20 protein-coding genes and 1 tRNA gene are annotated in these 21851 nt (G+C 65.3%); 8 read left to right on the top strand and 13 right to left on the bottom strand.

The features are described 5' to 3' along the window. Window positions 1-123: 123 nt before the first annotated feature. The 4 genes from glgC to C8J40_RS02120 all read right to left on the bottom strand — a co-directional run bounded on the left by glgC (window position 124) and on the right by C8J40_RS02120 (window position 6300). Window positions 124-1386 carry a glucose-1-phosphate adenylyltransferase gene (glgC, locus tag C8J40_RS02135; protein ID WP_093398648.1) on the bottom strand — a complete coding sequence of 421 codons (1263 nt, stop codon included), beginning with the start codon at window positions 1384-1386 and terminating at the stop codon, window positions 124-126. A gap of 86 nt (window positions 1387-1472) precedes the next feature. Beyond that, window positions 1473-3635 (bottom strand): 1,4-alpha-glucan branching protein GlgB, encoded by a 2163-nt coding sequence (gene glgB / locus C8J40_RS02130; protein WP_132895576.1) that lies wholly within the window; start codon window positions 3633-3635, stop codon window positions 1473-1475. Continuing rightward, a complete protein-coding gene (locus C8J40_RS02125) occupies window positions 3632-6028 on the bottom strand; it encodes a glycogen/starch/alpha-glucan phosphorylase (RefSeq protein ID WP_207901136.1) in 2397 nt (798 codons plus the stop codon). Before C8J40_RS02125 ends, glgB begins: the two co-directional genes overlap by 4 nt. Before the next feature lie 185 nt (window positions 6029-6213). Then, window positions 6214-6300, bottom strand: a tRNA-Tyr gene (locus C8J40_RS02120). A 161-nt stretch (window positions 6301-6461) separates the two neighbouring features. On the opposite strand from C8J40_RS02120, the gene rlmB reads away from it, so the two are divergent. Then, window positions 6462-7205 (top strand): 23S rRNA (guanosine(2251)-2'-O)-methyltransferase RlmB, encoded by a 744-nt coding sequence (gene rlmB, locus C8J40_RS02115; protein WP_056055070.1) that lies wholly within the window; start codon window positions 6462-6464, stop codon window positions 7203-7205. Window positions 7206-7359: 154 nt separating this feature from the next. Here rlmB and C8J40_RS02110 read toward each other — a convergent pair whose 3' ends face one another. Next, the gene (locus C8J40_RS02110; protein ID WP_132895574.1) at window positions 7360-7677 is read right to left on the bottom strand and encodes a 2Fe-2S iron-sulfur cluster-binding protein; all 318 of its coding nucleotides are present in this window, start codon (window positions 7675-7677) and stop codon (window positions 7360-7362) included. A 60-nt stretch (window positions 7678-7737) separates the two neighbouring features. On the opposite strand from C8J40_RS02110, the gene C8J40_RS02105 reads away from it, so the two are divergent. The 3 genes from C8J40_RS02105 to C8J40_RS02100 all read left to right on the top strand — a co-directional run bounded on the left by C8J40_RS02105 (window position 7738) and on the right by C8J40_RS02100 (window position 10019). Beyond that, on the top strand, window positions 7738-8361 hold the full coding sequence (locus C8J40_RS02105) for a DNA-3-methyladenine glycosylase (RefSeq protein WP_132895573.1): 624 nt from the start codon (window positions 7738-7740) through the stop codon (window positions 8359-8361). 99 nt (window positions 8362-8460) lie between these two features. After that, window positions 8461-8634: a hypothetical protein gene (locus C8J40_RS20135; protein ID WP_165911340.1), complete on the top strand. Its 174-nt coding sequence runs from the start codon at window positions 8461-8463 to the stop codon at window positions 8632-8634. Window positions 8635-8711: 77 nt separating this feature from the next. Then, a complete protein-coding gene (locus C8J40_RS02100; RefSeq protein WP_132895572.1) occupies window positions 8712-10019 on the top strand; it encodes an Nramp family divalent metal transporter in 1308 nt (435 codons plus the stop codon). Here C8J40_RS02100 and C8J40_RS02095 read toward each other — a convergent pair. The 4 genes from C8J40_RS02095 to C8J40_RS02080 form a co-directional block, all read right to left on the bottom strand. Continuing rightward, window positions 10016-11533: an oligosaccharide flippase family protein gene (locus C8J40_RS02095; RefSeq protein ID WP_132895571.1), complete on the bottom strand. Its 1518-nt coding sequence runs from the start codon at window positions 11531-11533 to the stop codon at window positions 10016-10018. The two genes, C8J40_RS02100 and C8J40_RS02095, sit on opposite strands and share 4 nt — an antisense overlap. Window positions 11534-11651: 118 nt before the next feature. Next, window positions 11652-14438, bottom strand: a complete 2787-nt coding sequence (gene polA, locus C8J40_RS02090) for a DNA polymerase I (RefSeq protein WP_132895570.1) — start codon at window positions 14436-14438, stop codon at window positions 11652-11654. A 268-nt stretch (window positions 14439-14706) separates the two neighbouring features. Continuing rightward, a complete protein-coding gene (locus C8J40_RS02085; protein WP_132895569.1) occupies window positions 14707-15663 on the bottom strand; it encodes a 2-oxoglutarate and iron-dependent oxygenase domain-containing protein in 957 nt (318 codons plus the stop codon). Between the two features lie 123 nt (window positions 15664-15786). Further along, window positions 15787-16284, bottom strand: coding sequence for a hypothetical protein (locus C8J40_RS02080; RefSeq protein ID WP_132895568.1), 498 nt, complete (start codon window positions 16282-16284; stop codon window positions 15787-15789). A 128-nt stretch (window positions 16285-16412) separates the two neighbouring features. Here C8J40_RS02080 and C8J40_RS02075 point away from each other — a divergent pair, with 128 nt between their 5' ends. Further along, window positions 16413-17672, top strand: a complete 1260-nt coding sequence (locus C8J40_RS02075) for a multidrug effflux MFS transporter (RefSeq protein ID WP_132895567.1) — start codon at window positions 16413-16415, stop codon at window positions 17670-17672. Window positions 17673-17751: 79 nt separating this feature from the next. Beyond that, on the top strand, window positions 17752-18096 hold the full coding sequence (locus C8J40_RS02070; protein ID WP_132736360.1) for a DNA primase: 345 nt from the start codon (window positions 17752-17754) through the stop codon (window positions 18094-18096). Between the two features lie 51 nt (window positions 18097-18147). On the opposite strand, the gene C8J40_RS02065 is transcribed toward C8J40_RS02070, so the two are convergent. After that, on the bottom strand, window positions 18148-18357 hold the full coding sequence (locus tag C8J40_RS02065) for a hypothetical protein (protein WP_132895566.1): 210 nt from the start codon (window positions 18355-18357) through the stop codon (window positions 18148-18150). 308 nt (window positions 18358-18665) lie between these two features. Here C8J40_RS02065 and C8J40_RS02060 point away from each other — a divergent pair, with 308 nt between their 5' ends. Both C8J40_RS02060 and C8J40_RS20660 read left to right on the top strand, forming a co-directional pair. Then, the gene (locus C8J40_RS02060; protein ID WP_132895565.1) at window positions 18666-19331 is read left to right on the top strand and encodes an opacity protein; all 666 of its coding nucleotides are present in this window, start codon (window positions 18666-18668) and stop codon (window positions 19329-19331) included. 412 nt (window positions 19332-19743) lie between these two features. Continuing rightward, window positions 19744-20523 carry a thermonuclease family protein gene (locus C8J40_RS20660; RefSeq protein ID WP_243693164.1) on the top strand — a complete coding sequence of 260 codons (780 nt, stop codon included), beginning with the start codon at window positions 19744-19746 and terminating at the stop codon, window positions 20521-20523. A 22-nt stretch (window positions 20524-20545) separates the two neighbouring features. Here the strand turns inward: C8J40_RS20660 and C8J40_RS02050 are convergent, their stop codons facing one another. From C8J40_RS02050 to C8J40_RS02040, 3 genes are read right to left on the bottom strand one after another with little or no spacing between them, the layout of a single operon-like run. Next, the gene (locus C8J40_RS02050) at window positions 20546-20821 is read right to left on the bottom strand and encodes a DUF2442 domain-containing protein (RefSeq protein ID WP_207901123.1); all 276 of its coding nucleotides are present in this window, start codon (window positions 20819-20821) and stop codon (window positions 20546-20548) included. Continuing rightward, entirely contained in the window at window positions 20802-21071 is a 270-nt protein-coding gene (locus C8J40_RS02045) for a DUF4160 domain-containing protein (protein ID WP_132895564.1), read from the bottom strand. Before C8J40_RS02045 ends, C8J40_RS02050 begins: the two co-directional genes overlap by 20 nt. A gap of 12 nt (window positions 21072-21083) precedes the next feature. Then, window positions 21084-21851 carry a hypothetical protein gene (locus tag C8J40_RS02040; RefSeq protein ID WP_132895563.1) on the bottom strand — a complete coding sequence of 256 codons (768 nt, stop codon included), beginning with the start codon at window positions 21849-21851 and terminating at the stop codon, window positions 21084-21086.

The raw sequence follows: 21851 nt of genomic DNA, 5'->3' as shown, positions 1-21851 counted from the left end.
GGACCGTTCGCCACTGGCGAATGGTGGAGGGGGCTCGCCGCCACCGTACCCCTGGTGGAAGCCCCCCTCCACCATGCGATGCATGGTCCCCCTCCCCGTGCCGGGGAGGATTTGCGTTGGTCATTACGCGGTTAGCCGGTCAATCATGGATTTGGTTACCAGCACCACGCCGTTGTCGGTGCGACGGAAGCGTTGAGCGTCGGATTCTGCGTCCTCGCCTACGACCAGACCGTCGGGGATTTCGACGCCGCGATCGACCACCACTTTCGACAGGCGTGCGCCGCGGCCGATCACGCAGTGCGGGAGGATCACCGCCTGATCGAGCATCGAATAGCTGTGCGCGCGCGTGCCGGTGAAGATCAGGCTGCGGTGGATCGAGGAGCCGGAGATGATGCAGTCACCGGAGACCAGCGAGGACACCGCTTCGCCGCGGCGGCCGTCGTCGGCGTGGACGAACTTCGCCGGCGGCGTGACCTCCGAATAAGTCCACAGCGGCCAGCTGCGGTCGTAGAGGTCGAGCTTGGGCACGACGTCGGTGAGGTCTATGTTCGCCTCCCAATACGCGTCTACCGTGCCGACATCGCGCCAATAGGCCTCGACCTCGAGCCCCGAGCGGACGCAGCTGTCCGAGAAGCGATGTGCGACCGCCTTGCCGTGCTTGACGAGGTACGGGATGATGTCCTTGCCGAAATCGCGCGAGGAACCGGGCGTTTCGGCATCGCGGCGGAGTTCGTCGAACAGCAATTTGGTGTGGAAGACGTAGATCCCCATCGACGCCAGCGCGATGTCAGGGTTGCCAGGGATGGCAGGCGGATCGGCGGGCTTCTCGACAAACGCGGTGACGTTGTCGTGCTCGTCCACGGCCATCACGCCGAAGCCGACCGCCTCCATCCGCGGCACTTCGAGGCAGGCGATGGTGACGTCCGCGCCGGTCTCGCAATGCTGTTGCAGGATCAGCTCGTAGTCCATCTTGTAGATGTGGTCGCCAGCCAGGATGACCATGTATTCGGGCGCGTGGCTCTCGATGATGTCGATGTTCTGGTAGACCGCGTCGGCGGTGCCCTCGTACCACTGGAATTCGCTGATGCGCTGCGACGCGGGCAGGATGTCGAAGCTCTCGTTGCGTTCCGAGCGCAGGAAGTTCCAGCCGCTCTGGAGGTGGCGGATCAGCGAATGCGCCTTGTACTGCGTCGCGACGCCGATCCGGCGGATGCCCGAATTGATCGCGTTGGACAGCGCGAAATCGATGATGCGCGCCTTGCCGCCGAAATACACCGCGGGTTTGGCGCGCGTATCGGTCAGTTCCATCAGGCGACTGCCGCGGCCGCCGGCCAGCACATACGCCATCGCGTCGCGCGCCAATGGCTGTCCCCGCCGTTCCACCATGTCAGTCTCTCCCTAAATTCGGTTGTATAACGCCCTGTTACCCCGGGCTTGTTCCGTCGTTGCGCCGGATCGGTCTTCGAACTCGATCAGCCTTCGTATTCGAGCATGATCGTCGCCAGCGGCGGCAGCGTGACCCAGGCCGCGCCGTCCTTCGCGACGACGCCGCCGAGATTGCCGAGCCCGCTGCCCCAATAGTCGTGCGCGTCGCTGTTGATGATCTCGCACCAGCGGCCGTCGAGCGGCAGCGGCACGCGGTAGGGCGCGCGGGCGATCGGCGTCATGTTGGCGACGATCGCGATCGGCTTCGCGCCGGGAGCCTTGCGCAACCACGCGAACACCGAATTGGCGGCATCGTCGGCGACCAGCCACTCGAAGCCCTCCGCCTCGCAATCGCGCGCGTGCAGCGCCGGCTGCTCGCGGTAGACGGTGTTGAGGTCGCGGACGAGGTTGCGGATGCCCTCATGACTGCGCGCGTTGCGCAGGTCCCAGTCGAGCGCGCGCGCTTCCGACCATTCGCGACGCTGTGCGAATTCCTGGCCCATGAAGAGCAGCTTCTTGCCCGGATAGCCCCACATGAACGCGTAATAGGCGCGCAGGTTGGCAAATTGCTGCCAGTCGTCCCCGGGCATCTTGGTGAGCAGCGAGCCCTTGCCGTGGACGACCTCGTCATGGCTGAGCGGCAGGACGAAATTCTCGCTGAACGCGTAGACGAGGCCGAAATTGATCTTGCCGTGGTGGTGCTTCCGGTGCAGCGGATCGCGCGCCATGTACTGGAGCGTGTCGTGCATGAAGCCCATGTTCCACTTGAACCCGAACCCCAGCCCGCCGCTCTTGCCGTCGTCGCTGACGGGTGCGGAGACGCCCGGCCAGGAGGTCGATTCCTCGGCGATCGTGAAGACGCCAGGGTGCTGGCCGTAAATCTCGCGGTTCATGTCGCGGAGGAACGCGACCGCCTCCCAGTTCTCGCGGCCACCGTCTTCGTTGGGGATCCATTCGCCAGCCTTGCGCGAGTAATCGCGGTACAGCATCGACGCGACCGCATCCACGCGCAGGCCGTCGATATGATAGCGCTCGGCCCAGAACAGCGCGTTGTTGACGAGGAACGACGCGACTTCGCGCCGCCCGAAATTGTAGATCGCGGTGTTCCAGTCGGGGTGGAAGCCGAGCCGCGGGTCCTCGTGCTCGTACAGCGCGGTGCCGTCGAACTTCGCCAGCCCGAACGCGTCGGTCGGGAAATGCGCGGGGACCCAGTCGAGCAGCACGCCGATCCCGGCGAGATGTGCGCCATCGACGAACCGCGCAAAGCCATCGACGTCGCCGAAGCGCGCGGACGGCGCGTAGAGGCCGGTGGTCTGGTAGCCCCAGCTCGGGTCGTAGGGGTGTTCGCTGATCGGCAGGAATTCGATGTGCGTGAAGCCCATCTCGACCACGTACGGGATCAGGCGGTCGGCGAGCGCGTCCCAGGTCAGGAACCAGCCGTCGGCGTCGCGGTCCCACGATCCGACGTGGACCTCATAGATGCTGATCGGTACGCGGCGCGGATCGACCGACGACCAGTGTTTCCGATGATCGGTGTCGGCCCAGTCATGCGCGAGCTTGCGCGTGATCGAGGCGTTGGCGGGGCGGAGTTCGGACGCGAACGCGAACGGGTCGGCCTTGAGCGGCTGTAGCTGGCCATCGGGACCGACGATCTCGAACTTGTACGCGCGGTATTCGGCGATGTCGGGGATGAAGATTTCCCACACGCCGACGTCGCCGCGCTTGCGCATCGCGTGGCGGCGGCCGTCCCAGTCGTTGAAGTCGCCGACCACCGACACGCGTTGCGCATTGGGGGCCCAGAGCGCGAAGTGGACGCCGTGCGCGCCTTCGTGCTCGATCAGGTGCGCGCCCATCTTGTCGTGGAGGCGGCGGTGCGTGCCCTCCGCCATCAGCAGGTCGTCGATCGGGCCGAGCACGGGACCGAAGCTATAGGGGTCGGTGACCCACCACGACGTATCGCCCGCCTCGGCGTGGTATTTTACCGGCTGTTGCGTGCCGTCGATCGGACCCTCGAACAGGCCGCGATCGTCGATGCGGGGGAGGGTGCCGAGCGCGGTGCCGTCGAGCGCGTGTGCCTCCGCCGTGTCCGCGCCCGGCAGCCAGACGCGCGCGAACACGCCGGTCGGGCCGCTGTGGACGCCGAGCAGCGAGAACGGATCGTCGTGACGCCCTTCGAGGAGGGCAACGATGGCGCCTTCGGGTGGCTTCACATCACCGTCCAGATCTCGCGTGCGTACTCGCGGATCGTGCGGTCGGACGAGAACCAGCCGACGCGCGCGACGTTGCGGACGGTCGAGGCGACCCATGCGTCGCGGTCGTTCCAGCGGGTGTCGACCGCGCGCTGCGCGGTCGCATAGCTGTCGAAGTCGGCGGCCAGCATGAACCAGTCGCCCTCGTACAGCCCACCCATCAACCCGGCATAGCGCGTCTTGTCATCGGGGGAAAACACGCCCGACGCGATCGCCGACACCGCCTGGCGGAGTTCGTTCGAGCCATCGATGACACTGCGCGGATCATAGCCGTTGGCGCGCTTCGCCTCGACCTCGTCCGCGGTCATGCCGAAGATGAAGATGTTGTCGTCGCCGACGCGGTCCTTGATCTCGATGTTCGCGCCGTCGAGCGTGCCGATCGTCAGCGCGCCGTTCATCGCGAACTTCATGTTGCCGGTGCCCGACGCCTCGAGGCCGGCGGTCGAGATCTGTTCGCTGAGATCGGCGGCGGGGATGATCTTCTCCGCTAGCGACACGTTGTAATTGGGCAGGAACGCGACCTTGAGCAGGCCACCGACGGAAGGGTCCGCGTTGATCCGGCGCGCGACGTCGTTCGCGAGTTTGATGACGAGTTTTGCGTTGTGGTAGCTCGACGCCGCCTTGCCCGCGAACAGCTTGACCCTCGGGGTCCAGTCACGTTCGGGATGGCTGCGGATCTGGTCGTAGAGCGCGACCGTCTCGATGATGTTGAGCAGCTGGCGCTTATACTCGTGGATGCGCTTGATCTGGACGTCGAACATCGCGTCCGGGTCGACGCGGAGCCCCATCGTCTCCTTGATGTGATTTGCCAGTGCCACCTTGTTCGAACGCTTCACGCTCGAAAAGCGCTCCCTGAAACCGGAGTCGTCCGCGAAAACATCCAGATCGACGAGCTTTTCGGCATCGTCGAGGAAGCCGTCGCCGATCGCGTCGCGGATCAGCCCGGTGAGGCCGGGGTTGCACTGCTGGAGCCAGCGGCGCGGCGTGATGCCGTTCGTCTTGTTGTTGATCCGCGTCGGGTAGAGTTTGTGGAGATCAGCGAAGACCGTCTTCTTCATCAGCTGCGTATGGAGCGCGGCGACGCCGTTGACGCTGTGCGAGCCGGCAAAGGCGAGGTTCGCCATCCGCACGCGCCGCTCGCCGCCTTCGTCGATCAGGCTGATCGCCGAGATCGCGCGGTCGTCGATGCCTTCCGTGCCGCGCGCCTCACGTAGCAGCTTGGCGTTGATCGCGTAGACGATCTGCATGTGCCGCGGGAGCAGGCGTTCGAACAGCGGCAGCGGCCAGCTCTCCAGCGCTTCGGGCAGCAGCGTGTGATTGGTGTAGCCGAAGGTGGCACGCGTGATCTTCCACGCCTCGTCGAACGCGAATTCGTGGTGGTCGATCAGCAGCCGCATCAGCTCGGCGACCGACACCGCGGGGTGCGTGTCGTTGAGCTGGATCGCGGCCTTGTCGGGCAGCGTGCGGATGTCGCCGAAATACTGGATGTGGCGGCGGACGATGTCCTGGATCGACGCAGACGAGAAGAAATACTCCTGGCGCAGGCGGAGTTCCTGGCCGGCGGCGGTGGAGTCGTTGGGGTAGAGGACGCGCGTGAGCGTCTCCGCGCGCAACTGGTCGGCGAGTGCGCCGGTGAAATCGCCGGCGTTGAAGCGGTCGAGCTTGATCGGATCGAACGCGCGGGCGGTCCACAGGCGGAGCGTGTTGACGTGCTTGCCGCGCCAGCCGACGACGGGGGTGTCGACGGCGGTGGCCTCGACCGCCTCGGATGGGCTCCAGTGGACTTGGCCGTTATCGGCCGCCGTGACCTCGCCGCCGAAGCCGACGAAATAGGCGCTCTCGCGGCGTTCGAACTCCCAGGGGTTGCCGTGCGCGAGCCAGTTCTCGGGCATCTCGACCTGCCAGCCATCGTCGATCCGCTGGCGGAACATGCCGTTCACGTAGCGGATGCCATAGCCGTAAGCCGGCAGCGCGAGGCTCGCCATGCTCTCCATGAAGCAGGCGGCGAGCCGGCCGAGGCCGCCGTTGCCGAGCGCCGCGTCGGGCTCGATCTCTTCCAGCTCGGCAAGGTCGACGCCGTGTAGCTTCAGCGCCTGCGTGACCTCGTCGTTGCGCTGCAGGTTGGTCACCGCGTCGCGCAGCAGCCGGCCGATCAGGAATTCGAGGCTGAGATAATAGACGCGCTTGGCGCCGGCCGCGTGCGCTGCCTTGGTCGACGCCATCCAGCGTTCGACGATGTCGTTGCGCACCGTCAGGATCGTCGCGGCAAGCCAGTCGTGGGGGCGGGCGGCCTGCGCATCCTTGCCGATGCGGTGGACCAGCGTGTCTAGGATCGAGTCGGCCAGATCCTGGATGACGGGTGCTTGAACGGGCGGCTGTACGGCAGGATCTGAGGTCACGCGGTTTCCGAAATCGTTACGGTCGCGGTGATCCTAGCCGTCCGCGAGCCGATGTCACGCGGACTTCCTTCCCGTGCAGGAAAAGAATGTTGCCGATCAATGCTTTGAATTTGGGATGATCCATCACCGCGCTGGGGCGGTGGTGGACAGGGTAGGGTTCGAACCTACGTAGGAGAAACTCCGGCAGATTTACAGTCTGCTGCCTTTAACCACTCGGCCACCTGTCCAGGCCGCTTTTGCAAGCGCCGCTCTTTCAAGCGAGGCGGCTCAATGGCGAAGCGCGCCCCGCCTGTCAACGCGGGTTTTGCGAAGTTTCGTGGTTCATAGTTGCCGCGGGAGCGGAATGCCGACAAGGACGCCGCATACACAGACACGATAGAGAGCGAATATGGCACGCAAGGGACACAGGCCGAGCAAGGCACCGGCAGGCCGCCCCCGCTTCTGGGGCAAGCACGCGGTGGGCGCGGCGCTCGCCAATCCGGAGCGCACGGTGCGCAAGATCCTCGGCACGCGCGAGGCGCTGGCCGGGTTCGACCTGCCGGCCGACGTGCCGGTGACCTATGCCGAGGCGATGGATCTGGCGCGGCTGGTGCCGGGCGATGCGCCGCACCAGGGCGTGGTGATCGAGGTCGAGCCGCTCGAGGACATGTGGCTGGCCGACCTGCTCGAGCACGGCAAGGACGACAATCGCCCGCTGGTGATCCTGGACGGCGTGACCGATCCGCACAACGTCGGCGCGATCCTGCGCTCGGCGGCGGCGTTCGATGCACTGGGGATCATTACGCCGGATCGCAATGCGCCGCCGGAATCGGGGACGATCGCGCGGGCTGCTTCGGGTGCGCTTGAGAGCGTGCCGTGGATCCGGGTGGTGAACCTCGCTCGCGCGCTGGAAGAGATCGCGGCGGCGGGGTTCTGGCGGATCGGGCTGACGGGCCACGCGACGCAGACGCTGTCGGAAGCGATGGGGACGCAGCGCATCGCGATCGTGCTCGGCGCCGAGGGCGAGGGCATGCGCCAGAATACCGAGCAGCATTGCGACGAGCTGGCAAAACTGCCGATCTCGGAGAAGGTGGAGAGCCTCAACGTGTCGAACGCCGCGGCGATCGCGTTGTATGCCATCACCACGCGGTGACCCAAACTCCCTCGCCCTACGGGGAGAGGGAAGGGGCCCGCCGCGCTTGCGGCGGGAAGGGAGAGGGGCGTTAGGCTCGGGACTTGACTCCCAACAGCCCCTCTCCCTTCCGGCGCAAGCGCGCCTCCCTCCCTCTCCCCGGAGGGACGAGGGATTAGTCCTCTGTTGCAATCTTTACCTTCAGGCCATCGAGTCCTTCGGTCAGCTCGATCTGGCACGACAGGCGCGAAAACTCGTCACGATCACTCGTCGAATCGAGCAGGTCGTCCTCGTCCGGCCCCATCGGCTTCAGTTTGGCCGCAAAGTCCGGGTCGACATGGACGTGGCAGGTGGCGCACGAGCAGCAGCCGCCGCACAGCGCCAGGATCTCGTCGATCCCGGCGTCGCGAATGACTTCCATCACCGAAAGGCCCGCCTCGCCGATGATCTCGCGTTCTTCCCCTTCGCGCGTCACGACGATAAGCTTGGGCATGTCATTCTCCGAAAAATCTTCGTGCGTTCATGCCGTTGCGCGAGCCAGGGATCAAGCATCATGGGCCTGAGCGCAGAGCAACTTGAAACCGCGATGGCGGCGTTGTGCGAAATCGAGCCGGCTTTTGCGGTCGCGGTCGGCAATGCCGGCCACCCCGCGCCGCGGATCAGCGAGCGCGGCTTTGCGACGTTGTTGCGGACGATCGTCGGGCAGCAGGTAAGCGTCGCCTCGGCCGCGGCGGTGTGGAACAAGCTCGACGCGGTGGTCGGTGGCGCGGGTGATCCGGCGAAGATCGCCGCCGCCAGCGACGAGTTGCTGAAGAGCGCGGGCCTCTCCCGCCAGAAGCTCGGCTATGCCCGCAGCCTCGCCGACGAGGTGACGAGCGGGCGGCTGGACCTCACCAACCTGCCCCAGGACGACGAGGAGGCGATCGCCGCTTTGGTCCGCGTGAAGGGCATCGGCCGCTGGTCGGCGGAAATCTACCTGCTGTTCGCGGAAGGGCGGACGGACATCTGGCCGGCGGGCGACCTAGCGATCCAGATCGAGGTCGGGCGCATTCTCGGCCACGAAACCCGCCCGAGCGAGAAACTGACGCGAGAGGTGGCGGAGGCCTGGCGCCCGCATCGCGGTGCGGCAGCGATCTTCGCGTGGCATCATTATCAGGCGGACATGAAGGTCATTTGAGGCGGCGACGGTCTACAACTGCGGACGCGCTCCCTCGTACCGCGTTAACTCGATACTGTAGCCTCGGCCGTATTGCGGCGGAAATCAGGAGTCGCGATCATGAAATTCATCGAACTGAAGTCGCATGGCGGCAACTACTACGTCGTGGCGGCGAACGTCGCCTATCTGCGCAAGGACGAGAACGGGCAGACTAAAGTCGGACTCGTCGGCGGCGACTCGCTGCTGGTGGTGGGGAGCATGGAGGACGTCGCGGCAAAGCTGCTGGCAGGCTGACCCGACGTCGCTGTCGGTGACACATGTCCTGACGACGCGCTTGTTCCCCAAGCGCCCTTCCGGCAAAGCGACCGGCGATGCCAGCACCGACCTCAGCCTTCGCCAATTCGCTCGCCGAGAGCCACCGCACCGTCGTCGTCCCCGAAGGCGCGTCGTTCTGGCGGCGGCTGTTCGCGTTCGTGGGGCCGGGGTATCTCGTCGCGGTCGGCTATATGGACCCCGGCAACTGGGCGACCGACATCGCCGGCGGCTCCGCGTTCGGCTACACGTTGCTGTCGGTCGTGCTGCTGTCGAACCTGATGGCGATGGTGCTGCAGGCCCTGTCGGCACGCCTCGGCATCGTCGCCGGCCTCGACCTCGCCCAGGCCTGCCGCGCGCATTATTCCAAGCCGGTTTCGGTCGCGCTGTGGTTCCTCTGCGAGATCGCGATCATCGCCTGCGACCTCGCCGAAGTGCTCGGCACGGCGATCGCGTTAAAGCTACTGTTCGGCCTGCCGCTCGTCTACGGCGTCGTCCTCACCGCGCTCGACGTATTCCTGATCCTCGCGCTGCAACGCTTCGGGTTCCGCAAGCTCGAGGCGTTCGTCGTCGCGTTGCTCGTGATCATCGCCGGCTGCTTCGTCTTCGAGTTGTTCCTCGCGCGGCCCGAATGGGCGGGCGTGCTGGGAGGTCTCGTCCCGACGACGCAGATCGTCACCAACCCCGCGATGCTCTACATCGCGATCGGCATCCTCGGCGCGACCGTGATGCCGCACAATCTGTATCTCCATTCGTCGATCGTCCAGACCCGCGCCTTCGCCAAGGACACCGCGGGCAAGCGCGACGCGATCACGATGGCGACGATCGACGGCACCGTCGCGCTCGGCCTCGCCTTCTTCATCAACGCGGCGATCCTGATCCTCGCGGCGGCGACCTTCCACGTCGCTGGCCGCACCGACGTCGCCGAGATCGACCAGGCGTATGAACTGCTGGCGCCGATGCTCGGCATGGGCGCGGCGAGCGTGTTGTTCGCGGTCGCGCTGCTGGCGTCGGGACAAAACTCGACGGTGACGGGCACGCTTGCCGGCCAGATCGTGATGGAGGGCTTTCTCAACCTGCGCATGCCGGTCTGGGCGCGGCGGCTGGTGACGCGGGCCCTCGCGATCATCCCGGCAGTGTTCGTGGTCGGTGCATCGGGCGATGCTGGCGCGACGAAGCTGTTGGTGCTCAGCCAGGTCGTGCTCAGCCTACAACTCCCGTTCGCAGTAGTGCCGCTCGTCAAGTTCACCGGCGATCGCACGATCATGGGCGATCTGGTCAGTCCCGCCTGGCTGAAGATTCTCGCCTGGGTGATCGCCGCGGTGATCATCGGGCTCAACGGTACGCTGTTGTACGGGATGCTTTAGGCGACCGGCGAGCCCGCGTTGGGCAAGGCGGCTTCGTCAGCCTTGGGCTTTTTGGCGAACAGTGCGCGATCGGCGGGGCCGAAAGCGTATTTCCACAGGATATAGAGATAGGTGGCCGCGATTGCCGGCTCGCCTATCGCCAGTTCGACCCATTCGTAGCGCTTGGGCAGCGCGGTGAACCCAGCTCCGACGACGATCGCGGCGAGCGCGGCCCAGACCAGCGGCCAGCGCCACGGCGACACGTTGGCGCCGAGCAGGTGGCCGAGCAGCTTCGACTTGATGATCGACGTGAGGCCGACCGAGAGCATGAGCGCGATCGCCGGGCCGGCCGCCTGATAGTTGACCGGATAGCCTAGCGCCCGGATCGTGAAGATCAGCGCGAAGCTGAGCGCGACCTGGAACGCGAGCATCGCCGCGGAGATCATCAGATTTCGGTGGCGGGCGATGTAGACGAGCGCGGATTCGCTGACGGCGCCGGTCGAGGCGAGCACTTCCGCCGTCAGCAGGAAGGCGAGCGCGGCAGTGCCGGCGACGAACTGCGGGCCGACTACGCCCATCACCGCCTCGCCGGGGATCGAGCCCATCAGCGCGAGTCCCCCTTGCGCGGCCATGATCCAGAACGCGACTTGTCGCACCTGGTTGGCGATCGCGGCGCGGTCGTTGATCGCGAGGCTGTGCGTGATGACGGGGCCGAGGATCGGGTCGAAGCTGGTCTTGAGCTTCTGCGGCAAGCTCGCGACCTGTTGCGCCATGTAATAGATGCCGACGACCTTGGGCTCGAACATCACGCCGAGGATGAAGCGGTCGACGTTGCGGCTGCCCCATTCGAGGATGTCCGCACCGGCGAGCGGTACGTTGGCGCGGGCGAGCGCGTAGAGCGGGCGCAGGTGCGGCGACCAGCCGCGGGGGATGCCATAGCTGCGCAGGAACGGCACGAGGCTGGCGATCAGCGCCGCGGTCATCGATGCGACGTAGCTGAGGACTAGGCCGTCGCGGATCGTGAAGTAGGAGAACGCCCAGGCGGCGATCGAGATCGTCCACGGCTCCACCACCGCACGGGCGGTGACGGCAGCCTTGACGTTAAGGCGATAGGCGAGCGCGGCGAGACTGACGTCGGACCAGGCGATCGCGACGATGATCAGCGGCAGGAACCGGTCGAGCCCGGTGATCGCGCTGTTCGGATACATGATCTGCGGGAACGTACAGAGCACGGCGCTGGCGACGAGCGACGCGACGAACGCGACCGCCATCGCGTCCCACACGACGCAGCCATGGGGGCGGTCTGCGCTGCTGAGCGCTTGGGCGAGCCCGCGCTTGAGGCCGAGCGTAGCGAGGAGCGCGGCGAGTTCGACCACGACGACGGCGATCGCGAACCGGCCGACGAGGTCAGGGCCGTAAATGCGGCCGGCGATGAACAGGAACGGGATCCGCGCGGCGAGGCGGAGGACGAAGCCGGCGATGTTGGTCCGCCCGCCCTTGGCGAGCGTGTCGATATCCTGCGTGGCCTCGGTCACGATGCGGCGCCGTTCGTGGGGCGCGCCGCGGCAAAGCCGCGTCGTCGGTCGGAGCGAACGCTCCGCCGGCCGCGCTGGTGCGAGTCAGCCGGACGTCGCCGGCTGCCGCCCTGCGCGTTCAATGTGCCGCTCCCCAGCTAAGGCCGGTGCCGATCTCGATGCCCAGCGGCACGTCGAGGGTGACCGCGGGGAGTGCCGCATTGGCCATGACCTGCTCGATCACGGGCTTGGCCGCTTCCACGTCACCTTCCGGCAGTTCGAACACGAGTTCGTCGTGGACCTGAAGGAGCATCCGGACATTGGGCAGACCCGCTTCGAGCAGCGCCGGCCCCATCCGCACCATCGCGCGCTTGATGATGTCCGCGCTGGTGCCCTGGATCGGCGCGTTGATTGCGGCGCGTTCGGCGCCCTGGCGTTCGTGCTGGATCTTCGAGCGGATGCGCGGGAAGTGCGTTTTGCGCCCGAACAGCGTGGTGGTGAAGCCGCTCGCGCGCACGCTTTCCGTGGTCTCGACGATGTAATTCGAGATGCCGGGGAAGCGGTCGAAATAGCGGTCGATCATCGCCTGGGCCTCGTCCGCCGACACGTCGAGGCGGCCGGCGAGACCCCAGCGCGAGATGCCGTAGAGGATCGCGAAGTTGATCGTCTTCGCGCGGCCGCGGGTGTCGCGGTTGACCTCGCCGAACAGTTCCTGCGCGGTGAGGCTGTGGATGTCGTCGCCGTTCGCGAACGCGGCCTTCAGCGCGGGGACGTTGGCCATGTGCGCGGCCAGCCGCAGCTCGATCTGCGAGTAATCGGCGGCGAGGATGACGTTGCCGGGCTCGGCCACGAACGCGTCGCGGATCTGGCGGCCGATCTCGGTGCGGATCGGGATGTTCTGGAGGTTCGGATCGGTCGACGACAAGCGGCCGGTCTGCGCGCCGGTCAGCGAGTAGGACGTATGCACGCGGCCCGTCGCCGGGTTGATCTGCGCCTGCAACGCGTCGGTGTAGGTCGATTTCAGCTTCGACAACTGCCGCCAGTCGAGCACTTTCCGCGCGATCACCGCGCCGGGCGAATCCTTGTCCGCCGCGATCCGCTCGAGTTCGTTGACGTCGGTCGAATAGACGCCGGACTTGCCTTTGCGGCCGCCCTTGATGCCCATCTTCTCGAACAGCACGTCGCCCAGTTGCTTGGGGCTGCCGATCGTGAAGGGCGCGCCGGCGAGCGCGTGGATTTCGGTCTCCAGGCTCGCCATCTGGCCGGCGAACTCGGTCGACAGCTTCGACAGTTTTGCGGCGTCGACCTTGATCCCGTGCATCTCCATCTGCGCGATGACGGGGACGAGCGGGCGGTCGACCATCTCGTACACGCGGGTCGAGCATTCCGCGGGTAGGCGGCGCTTGAACCGGCGCCAGAGACGAAGCGTCACGTCGGCGTCCTCGGCGGCGTAGCGCGTAGCGGCCTTGAGGTCGATTTCGTTGAAGGTCCGCTGAGTCTTGCCAGTGCCGACGACGTCCTTGAACGCGATGCAGCTGTGCGAGAGGTGCGTGGCGGCGAGTTCGTCCATGCCGTGGCCGTGCAGTCCGGCGTCGAGATCGAAGCTCATCACGATCGTGTCGTCGAACGGCGTGATGTTTACGCCGCCGCCCCCTGAACTGGCTGCGGCATAGGCGCGACCGAGCACGATCATGTCGTATTTGAGATTATGGCCGATCTTCAGGACGCTCGGATCCTCCAGCAACGGCTTCAGTTTCTCTAGCACGAACGCGCGGTCGAGCTGGACCGGGTTTTCCGCGAGCAAATCGGTGCCGCCATGCGCGATAGGTACGTAGCAGGCGAGGTTCGGATGCAACGCCATGCTCACGCCGACGAGATCGGCGCGTGTCGCGTCGATCCCGGTGGTCTCGGTGTCGATCGCGATCCAGCCCTGGTGTTTCGCCACGGTGATCCAGCGATCGAGTGCGGCTTCGTCGACGACGGTTTCATAGTCGTCGTGCTTGCAGGGCTCGTCCTCGTCCATGTCCGCGACGACGGTCGATTCGGCGACTGGCGCGTCGGCGACGGCGGACAGCTTAGCGAGCAGCGACTTGAAGCCGTGATGTTCCAGGAACGCGCGCAGGGGGGCGTCGGGAATGCCCTTCAGTTCGAGGTCTTCGAGTGGTTCGGGCAGCGCAACGTCGCATTTGAGCGTGACGAGCACCTTCGACAGACGCGCCATCTCGGCATGCTCGATCAGATTGTCTCGGAGCTTGCCCTTTTTCATGCCGTCGGCGGCGGCGAGGACGGATTCGAGATCGCCGTGTTCGAGGATCAGCTTGGCCGCGGTCTTGGGGCCGACGCCGGGGACGCCGGGGACGTTGTCGACACTGTCGCCCATCAGCGCGAGCACGTCGCCGAGCTGCGCCGGCGAAACGCCGTGGAATTTCTCCGCGACATGCTCCGCGCCGAGCCGGCGGTTGTTCATCGTGTCGTACATGTCGAGACCGGGCTCGATCAGCTGCATCAGGTCCTTGTCGGACGAGACGATCGTGACTTCCCAGCCTTGGGCGAGTGCTGCCTTCGAATAGCAGGCGATGATGTCGTCGGCTTCTAGGCCTTCGGTCTCGATGCACGGGAGACTGAACGCGCGCGTGGCGTCGCGGATCATCGGGAATTGGGGGACAAGATCCTCGGGCGGGGGCGGACGCTGCGCCTTGTACTTGTCGTAGAGATCGTTGCGGAAGGTCTTCGACGACTTGTCGAGGATGACCGCCATGTGGGTCGGGCCGTCGGCGGCGTGAACCTCGTCCGCTAGCTTCCACAGCATCGTCGTGTAGCCGTACACCGCACCGACCGGCTCGCCATGCTTGTTGGTGAGCGGCGGCAGCCGGTGATAGGCGCGGAAGATATAGCCGGAGCCGTCGACGAGATAGAGATGGGGCATCGCGCGCGGTCTAGCGGATGCGGGGGCGCGCACCAATGGGCGATGCGTGGTTGTTGGGTATCAGGTGGGGAGAAAAGCGGTTGGGTGTTTTGCTTCGCCTTAACCGATAAGGGTAGGCTCCACCCCGGCGGAGGCCGGGGCCCACTTGGAAAGGTGGTCGTAACGGCGCGCTGCGCTTCGTAACCCCACCCACCTTCTCCCAATTTGTTCTCCCGCGAAGGCGGGAGCCCAGTCTGGATCTCCGCCTTCGCGGGGAAACATGCTGCCTCTACTTCTTGATCAGGCCGATCTCGACAAGTCGCTCGTACAGGTAATCATGCGCCGTGATCGGGTTCGGATACCGGTTCGCGTTGTCCGGCGTGATCGTGCCCGGCAGCGTCTCGATCATGAAGTCGGGCGCGGGGTGCAGGAAGAACGGCATCGAATAGCGCGAGTGGCCGCGGCGCTCGGGTGGCGGGTTGACGACGCGGTGCGTGGTCGAGGGCAGCACGTTGTTGGTCAGGCGCTGAAGCATGTCGCCGACGTTGACGACCATCGCGCCCTCGGGCGGCTTGATCGACAGCCAGCGGCCGTTGGCGCGGTCGAGCAATTCGAGGCCGGCCTCCTCGGCACCGAGCAGCAGCGTGATCAGGTTGATGTCCTCATGCGCCCCGGCGCGCACGCCCTCCGCATCGGCGGGGATCGGCGGGTAATGCAGCAAACGAAGTATGCTGTTGCCGTCCTTTACCGCCGGGTCGAACCAGTCAGGCTTGAGCTTCAGGTGACGCGCGATCGCGGACAGGAGCTTGTCGCCGGCGCGGTCGAATGTGGCGAAGAGTTCGAGGAAGACCGGCTTGAAACCCTCGGGGCGCGTCGGCCAGACGTTCGGCGCCATCGTGTCCCCGTAACGATGACCCTCGGGCAGTTCGCGACCGACGTGCCAGAATTCCTTGAGGTCGACGACCTTGGCGTCCTTGGCGATCTCGGTCTTGAACGGCGTGTAGCCGCGCGCGCCGCCGCCGCCGGGGATGTGATAGCCGCGCTTCTCGTCCTCGGGGAGATCGAACAGGAGTTTCGTCTCGGCCCAGGCGCGCTCGATCAGGTCGGCGGGGATGCCGTGATCGGCGACGATCGCGAACCCGTAGCGCTCGAACGATTCGCCGAACGCGGCGGCGAAACCATCGGGGTCGGTGTCCTGCGTGGCGAGGCTGAGCGTCGGGACCTGGGCGGCGGGCGTATCGAGCATGGGGTGCGTGTCCGGTTTGGGGGACGCCCGATATAGGGGATCGAGCAGGCGGTGCCAAATGCCTGGGTTAGGCTGCGTTTACATTTTGAACGATCCTCCCCCTGGCGGGGGAGGATTGGAGCCTCAGCCGCTGATGACGATCGTGCCGGTCGCCTTGTCCTTGCCGTCGGGGGCGAGTTCGAGGCGGAAGGGTTTGTTTTCGTCGGTCGTCCCGATCAGGTTCGCGCCCTCGGGATGCACTTGGTACCCGACCTTGCCGAGCCGCTCGGCGAACCAGTCGCGGACGATCGTCGGGGTGGCGGGGCTGGCGAACGCCACTCGCAAGCCGCCGGTCTTGTCGTCGCCGACGATGTTGAGCGTCTTGATCGACGAACCTGGATATAGCCGCACGCCGTTGAGATCGAAATTGCCGGTGTCGATCTTGATCTTGGGCAGCTTCACCGAGCCCTGGAAGCCGGGGACGTCGATCTTCATCTCGCCGGTCTCGCCATTGATCGCGCCGAGGACGTTGCCGCCATCGGCGTTGATCGAGACCGACGCACCTTCGTTCGAGCGATCGCAGGCGGACAGTGCGAGCGCGCCGGCAAGGCTGACGGTGGCGAGCAGGAGCGGGCGGATCATGGCTTTCTCCAATGTGTATTGGTATGGTAATACAGATAGGAGGCATCGACGTATCGCGCAATCATCTCCGAACCGCGCCGGTTAGCGGGTTTCGCAAGACCGGCCGAGCGGGTAAAGGCGCAGGCATCATGCAGACCCAGGATCCCCAATCCGACGCGCCAGCGATGCGCGGCGCGCCGATCGGTTTCGTCGAGTTCGTCGCGCTCGTCGCCTCGCTGATGTCGCTGACCGCGCTCGGCATCGACTCGATGCTGCCCGCGCTGCCGGCGATCGGCGACTCGCTCGGCGTCGCGACCGAGAACGGCCGGCAGTTCGTCGTCACCGCGTTCGTGATCGGCTTCGGCGTCGCGCAGCTCGTCCACGGGCCGCTCGCGGATCGGTTCGGGCGGCGAACCGTGCTGCTCTGGTCGCTCGTCCTGTACATCATTGCCAACGTCGCCTGCGCGACCGCGGGGAGTTTCACGCTGTTGCTGGCCGCACGCGCATTCGGCGGTGCGGTGATTGCCGCCGCGCGGGTCGCGACGATCGCGCTGGTCCGTGACTGCTATCACGGGCGGGCGATGGCACGGGTGATGTCGATCGCGTTCATGGTGTTCATGATCGTCCCCATTCTCGCGCCGACGTTCGGCTGGACGGTGCTCCAGTTCGGCGACTGGCGCGCGATCTTCTGGACCGTGGCGGTGCTGACGCTGGGTGTGCTGGTGTGGTTCTATCTGCGGATGCCCGAGACGCTGGCGCCCGAGAACGTCCTGCCGATTACCCCCCGCCGCATCCTGAGCGACTGGCGGCAGACGGTCGCCGATCGTAATTCGCTTGGCTATACGCTCGCGTCGACCGCGTTGATGGGCGCGCTGTACGGGTATCTCAATTCGATCCAGCAGATCATGGCGGACGTGTTCCACAAGCCGACTTTGCTCGCGCTGATCTTCGCGACGACGTCGGTGACGATGGCGGCGTGCAACCTGCTCAACTCGCGGATCGTGATGCGACTGGGGACGCGGTTGATCAGCCACGGCGCGCTGTCGGTGCTGATCCTGGTGTCGCTGGTCCACCTGTTCGCGATCGAGATCGGGTTCGAGGCGTTGGTTAGTTTCGCGATCTTCCAGGCGCTGACGCTCGGCTGTTTCGGGCTGGCGACGTCGAACTTCTCGGCGATGGCGATGGAGAATATGGGGCGGATCGCGGGCACCGCGTCGAGCGTGCAGGGATTCCTGAGCGTGACGATCGGCGCGGTGATCGGTGCGCTGATCGGGCAGGCGTTCAATGGCACGACGGTGCCGCTGGTCGCGGGGTTCCTGGTCGCAGGTCTCGCCGCGCTGCTCGCCATCCTGATCACCGAGCGGGGGCGCTTGTTCCGGCCGGCGTCGACGGCGCCGGTCCGCGCTTGAAGGAACCACCGCGCACGTCCACCGTTCGCATCCGGTAGGCCCGCAGCGTGCGGGCGTCATGGAACGAGGGAGTGTGACCATGGGCGGACATCAGGTGCCGAGTGCCGGTTCGGGCGACGACGGCTATGACGAAGAGGGCTATGACGAGAGCCAGCGCGCCGAGATTCTCGAGGCGACGCGCAGTGGCCCGACCGATGGCGTCATCCTGACCGATCTCGATCCGGACCTGGGCGAGGACGACATCGACGACGAGTCGATCGACGAGACCAAGATGGACTCCGAAGAGGTCGGCGAGAGCGATGCCTCGGTCACGATGGACGAAGACGACATGGACGAGGACGACGTCCAGGACGAACTCGACGATGGCAGCATCGACGACGACGAGGACCTCAAGGATGCCGACGACGTCGCGCTGAAACCCTAACCCACGAAACCCTGAACGACCCGCGACGCGCCAACGATCGGCGCGTCGTCACTAACCGGTGGCGTTGGCGAGGATCGCTAGGTCGCGCGCGTCGAACGCAGCGCCGGTCGCATCGGTCTGTCCCTCCACGACATTGCTCGAAACCGCATTTCCGGCGGCTGGTTCCGGCGCGTCGCTGGCCACGTCATAGGCCGTCCACACGATACCGGCGGACCAGAACAGCGCCGCCCAGCGGCTGCGGAACAGACGTGAAAATCCCATCGATGCTGCATTGCACATCGATCGTCACCCGCTGATAAACAGATAGCGTTAATGCCGGCATCCGCTGCTTTTTGCCGCTTTTCCGCTGTATTCCGGGCTAGTTCGCCGCGCCGAAGCCATCGTTCGTTCATGTAACTGACAGGAACCGTTGCTGTAACGCAACACAGGCGAACAGTTCCCCGGCAGTTCCGTGAATGTGACGTTTTTTGTGCAACCATGTGCCCGCCGGCCTGTTTCGACTTGCCTGGACCGAACCGACGCACCGTGCAGTCGGCGATCCACGCAACACTCGAGATAAGGTCACACGCATGCGTAAGCTTTCCCTGGCAATCGCCCTCGCCGCCGTAACGGTCGCAGTTCCCGCCTTCGCGCAGGACATGTCGGCACCGGCACCCGTCGACAACAGCGCGCAGCCCGGCGAGGCAGCAGCTCCGGACGGCTCGAAGGCATTCGGCATCGAGCCGTACTTCGGCGTCATGGGCGGTTGGGAGCAGTTCGATAACGAGCGCGGCCACGGCATCCCGCAGGCGCTGAACGCCGACAACTCGCTCCGTCGCGGCTACAAGCCTTCGGGCTCGCTGGTCCAGGGCGTGCTCGGCGTGAACGTGCCGCTCGGCCCGGTCTTCGTCGGCGCAGAAGGTAACGTGATCAAGGGCATCGATGGCAACATCGATTGGGAATACGGCGCAGCAGGCCGCTTCGGCTTCCGCGCTGGCGACAGCGGCCTGATCTACGGCAAGGTCGGCTACCAGTGGGTCAACTTCGACCATTTCTCGGCACGTTCGACCAACGGTGGCGACACCGGTCGTGACTACAGCGCGATCACCTACGGCATCGGCGCAGAAGTCGGTCCGCAGAGCATTGGCCTGAAGGGCATCACCGGCAACGCAGGCTTCCGCATCCGCGCCGAGGTCAACACCTTCGGCGACGCGCAGAGCTTCCGTCCGATGCTCGGTATCATCACGCACTTCTAAGCCTTTGCCTCGCAAGAGGTACAAGCTGGACGCGTAACGGGGGCGGGGAGTGGCTAGGGCCATTTCCCGCCCTTCGTGTGTCTGGCCCCCTTGGGTGTCGGTGTGCGAACTGTGGCAAGTGTAGACGCTCGCACGCTGATCGCAGGCGTACGCGTATTGGCGCCGGATTGGATACGCTCCGACATGCGCCGAACCGGGTCTGTCGGGTTAGCGTAGGACCGCGGAATCCCGTGCGTTTCACACGGTGCGGAGATTGCCGCCGCCGATTTTCGTCGCGGACGTCGCGTGCGCGATGTTCACGATGCGTTCGCCTCGTTTCTGACTCCGCTCGGCGCAAGTCGACTCTTCGTACAGGTGACTTCCTCGCGCGCGCGCGTACGCGCGGGGGACGATGGAGTATGTCTTTGATTTCATGCGGTTGCTAAGTGGCGACCGTGCCGGTGCCACGCGTCGCGGCGGGTCGAGCCGTGGCGCTGCGCCGGGAGTCCTGCTGCAACTCCGCCTGGTGTTCTACGGCGTGCTGCTCGGGCTGATGATGCCGGTGATCCGCCAGATCGACTGGTCGGCGCTGGTGCCGCCCGGATTGAAGATCGAATGGCCGACCGGGTTCGGCATCGCCTGGCCTGCCGGGCATCTGCGCGTGCCGGGGGGCTGGGGTTGGGGCGCAGATGCGGCCAAGGCGGAGGCGTCGGCCGCGGCTGCCGGAGCGGCGACCACGACCGGTGCCGCCACCACTGCCACCGGCGCGCTGGCGACCGCGGCGGGGGTCGCCAGTGCGGCGACGACCGTGGCGGCGGCGGCGTCCGCGCTGTCGGGGGGCAAGGCGGTCTCCGCGCGCTTCACGATCTGCGGGCACGCCAAGCGGATCGACTGCATGGTCGACGGCGACACGTTCTGGATGGCGGGCACCAAGATCCGCATCGCCGACATCGACACGCCGGAGACCCACCCGCCGCGCTGCGCCCGCGAAGCGCGCCTGGGGCAGGCGGCGACGCTGAAGATGCAGGCGCTGCTCAACGCCGGCCCCTTCACGCTGACCCCGATCAAGCGCGACGTCGACCGCTACGGCCGCAAACTGCGGATCGTCGAGAGGGGCGGGGTGTCGCTGGGCGCGGTACTGGTCCGCCACGGACTCGCGCGTCGTTATGGCGGCGGCAAGCGCTCGCCCTGGTGTGGGTGGGGTAGCGCTTGACCAACGCTGTGGGAGTGTTGCGTCAAGCCGCGTGGCGGATCAGTTCGCCGCCGCTGTTCAACTTCTGGTGTAACGCGTCTGCCGAAAGCTCGAAACCGTTTGGCCACGCGAGTGCGCCACCTTCGAGAAATGCACGTGCGAAATAAGCCGGATCGCTCAGTGGTCGCGTCATCACGGTATCACGCGCGATCAGGCTAGCCGCCGACCAGTGCGCTTCTGCCCCGTCCGAGAACGTCAATTCGAGGGTGTCATCACCCGTGACGGTCAGGCGGACGAGTTTAATCATCGAGGTCTGCACCGGCGATCATCTCCAGCGGCAACAGGTCGACGCCGCGCTGCCAGTTTGCCATGAGTTCGGGTGTGTGGTCGAGAGCCCATTGTTGTACGATCCGTTCCGCCTTGCGGGGCAGGCTCCCGCGGATGATCTTGCCGTCGATGATCCGCACGAACGCCTCGAAGCCCTGATAGCTGGCGTGGAAATGCGGTGGCGGATGATCGTCGAAATACATCCGGATCACGATGCCGAAGAAGAGCGAGATTACGGGCATTTAATAAAAGCGTTACCGCTTGGGATCGGCAAACGGACCGGATGGGACGGTCGGGCGGATTGTCTGCTGACGGCGCTTTTTCTCATCTCTGTCGCGAATGCGGTCGGCTATGAGGGGTCTTGCTGCCGAGCGAGCTAGTATAAAACGTTCTGATTGGTCTCGCAGTTCATCTTTTGAAAGCTCCGGATAATCCCCCCGGGTCCATCTATCGACCGTTCGCTGGCCATATCCGTTTTTGGGAAATATCAGAACCTCACCCTGTGATGCCCGAAGATCGGTCAGAGAGTATATGGCATCCTCATACATCGAAGATAGAAGCCGCCGTTGATACCAGCCGAGCCCCTTCGTAGCCCAGCCAATGACAAACAATGGCTTGATAATCCCTCCTTCTCTCAAGAGAGCAGTTGGGCGGATAGGGACAGCAACATCTGGGCCCGCCATATAGCTTCCGCAAAACTCTGGAAAAACGCGTAGTCCGTCAAATTTGCGGACCGCATTGTAAGCCTGAAAGGCCACAAGAAGTTCGAGGTTATCATCCAATTGGCTTCGCGGGCAATTTACGGCGAGTAGTTTCTTTGCCTCTATGTCGGATAGGCGATCGCCTAACTGTGCTTGAATTACATCGATTGCCCATCGATAGCTCACAGTTGGAAATCCCAATGCCAAATTGACCAAGGCGCTGGTAGTTCTTGTCAGAGACTGAAAATTGGAGCGGGCAAAGTTATGACCGGCAGGTGGCCGATCAAGCTTTTTCAGAACGGCCTCTATAGTCTTAGCCAT

The sequence above is a fragment of the Sphingomonas sp. PP-CC-3A-396 genome (assembly GCF_004343105.1).
Taxonomy (GTDB): Bacteria; Pseudomonadota; Alphaproteobacteria; order Sphingomonadales; family Sphingomonadaceae; genus Sphingomonas.
This window is presented reverse-complemented; position numbering and strand designations above follow the sequence as displayed.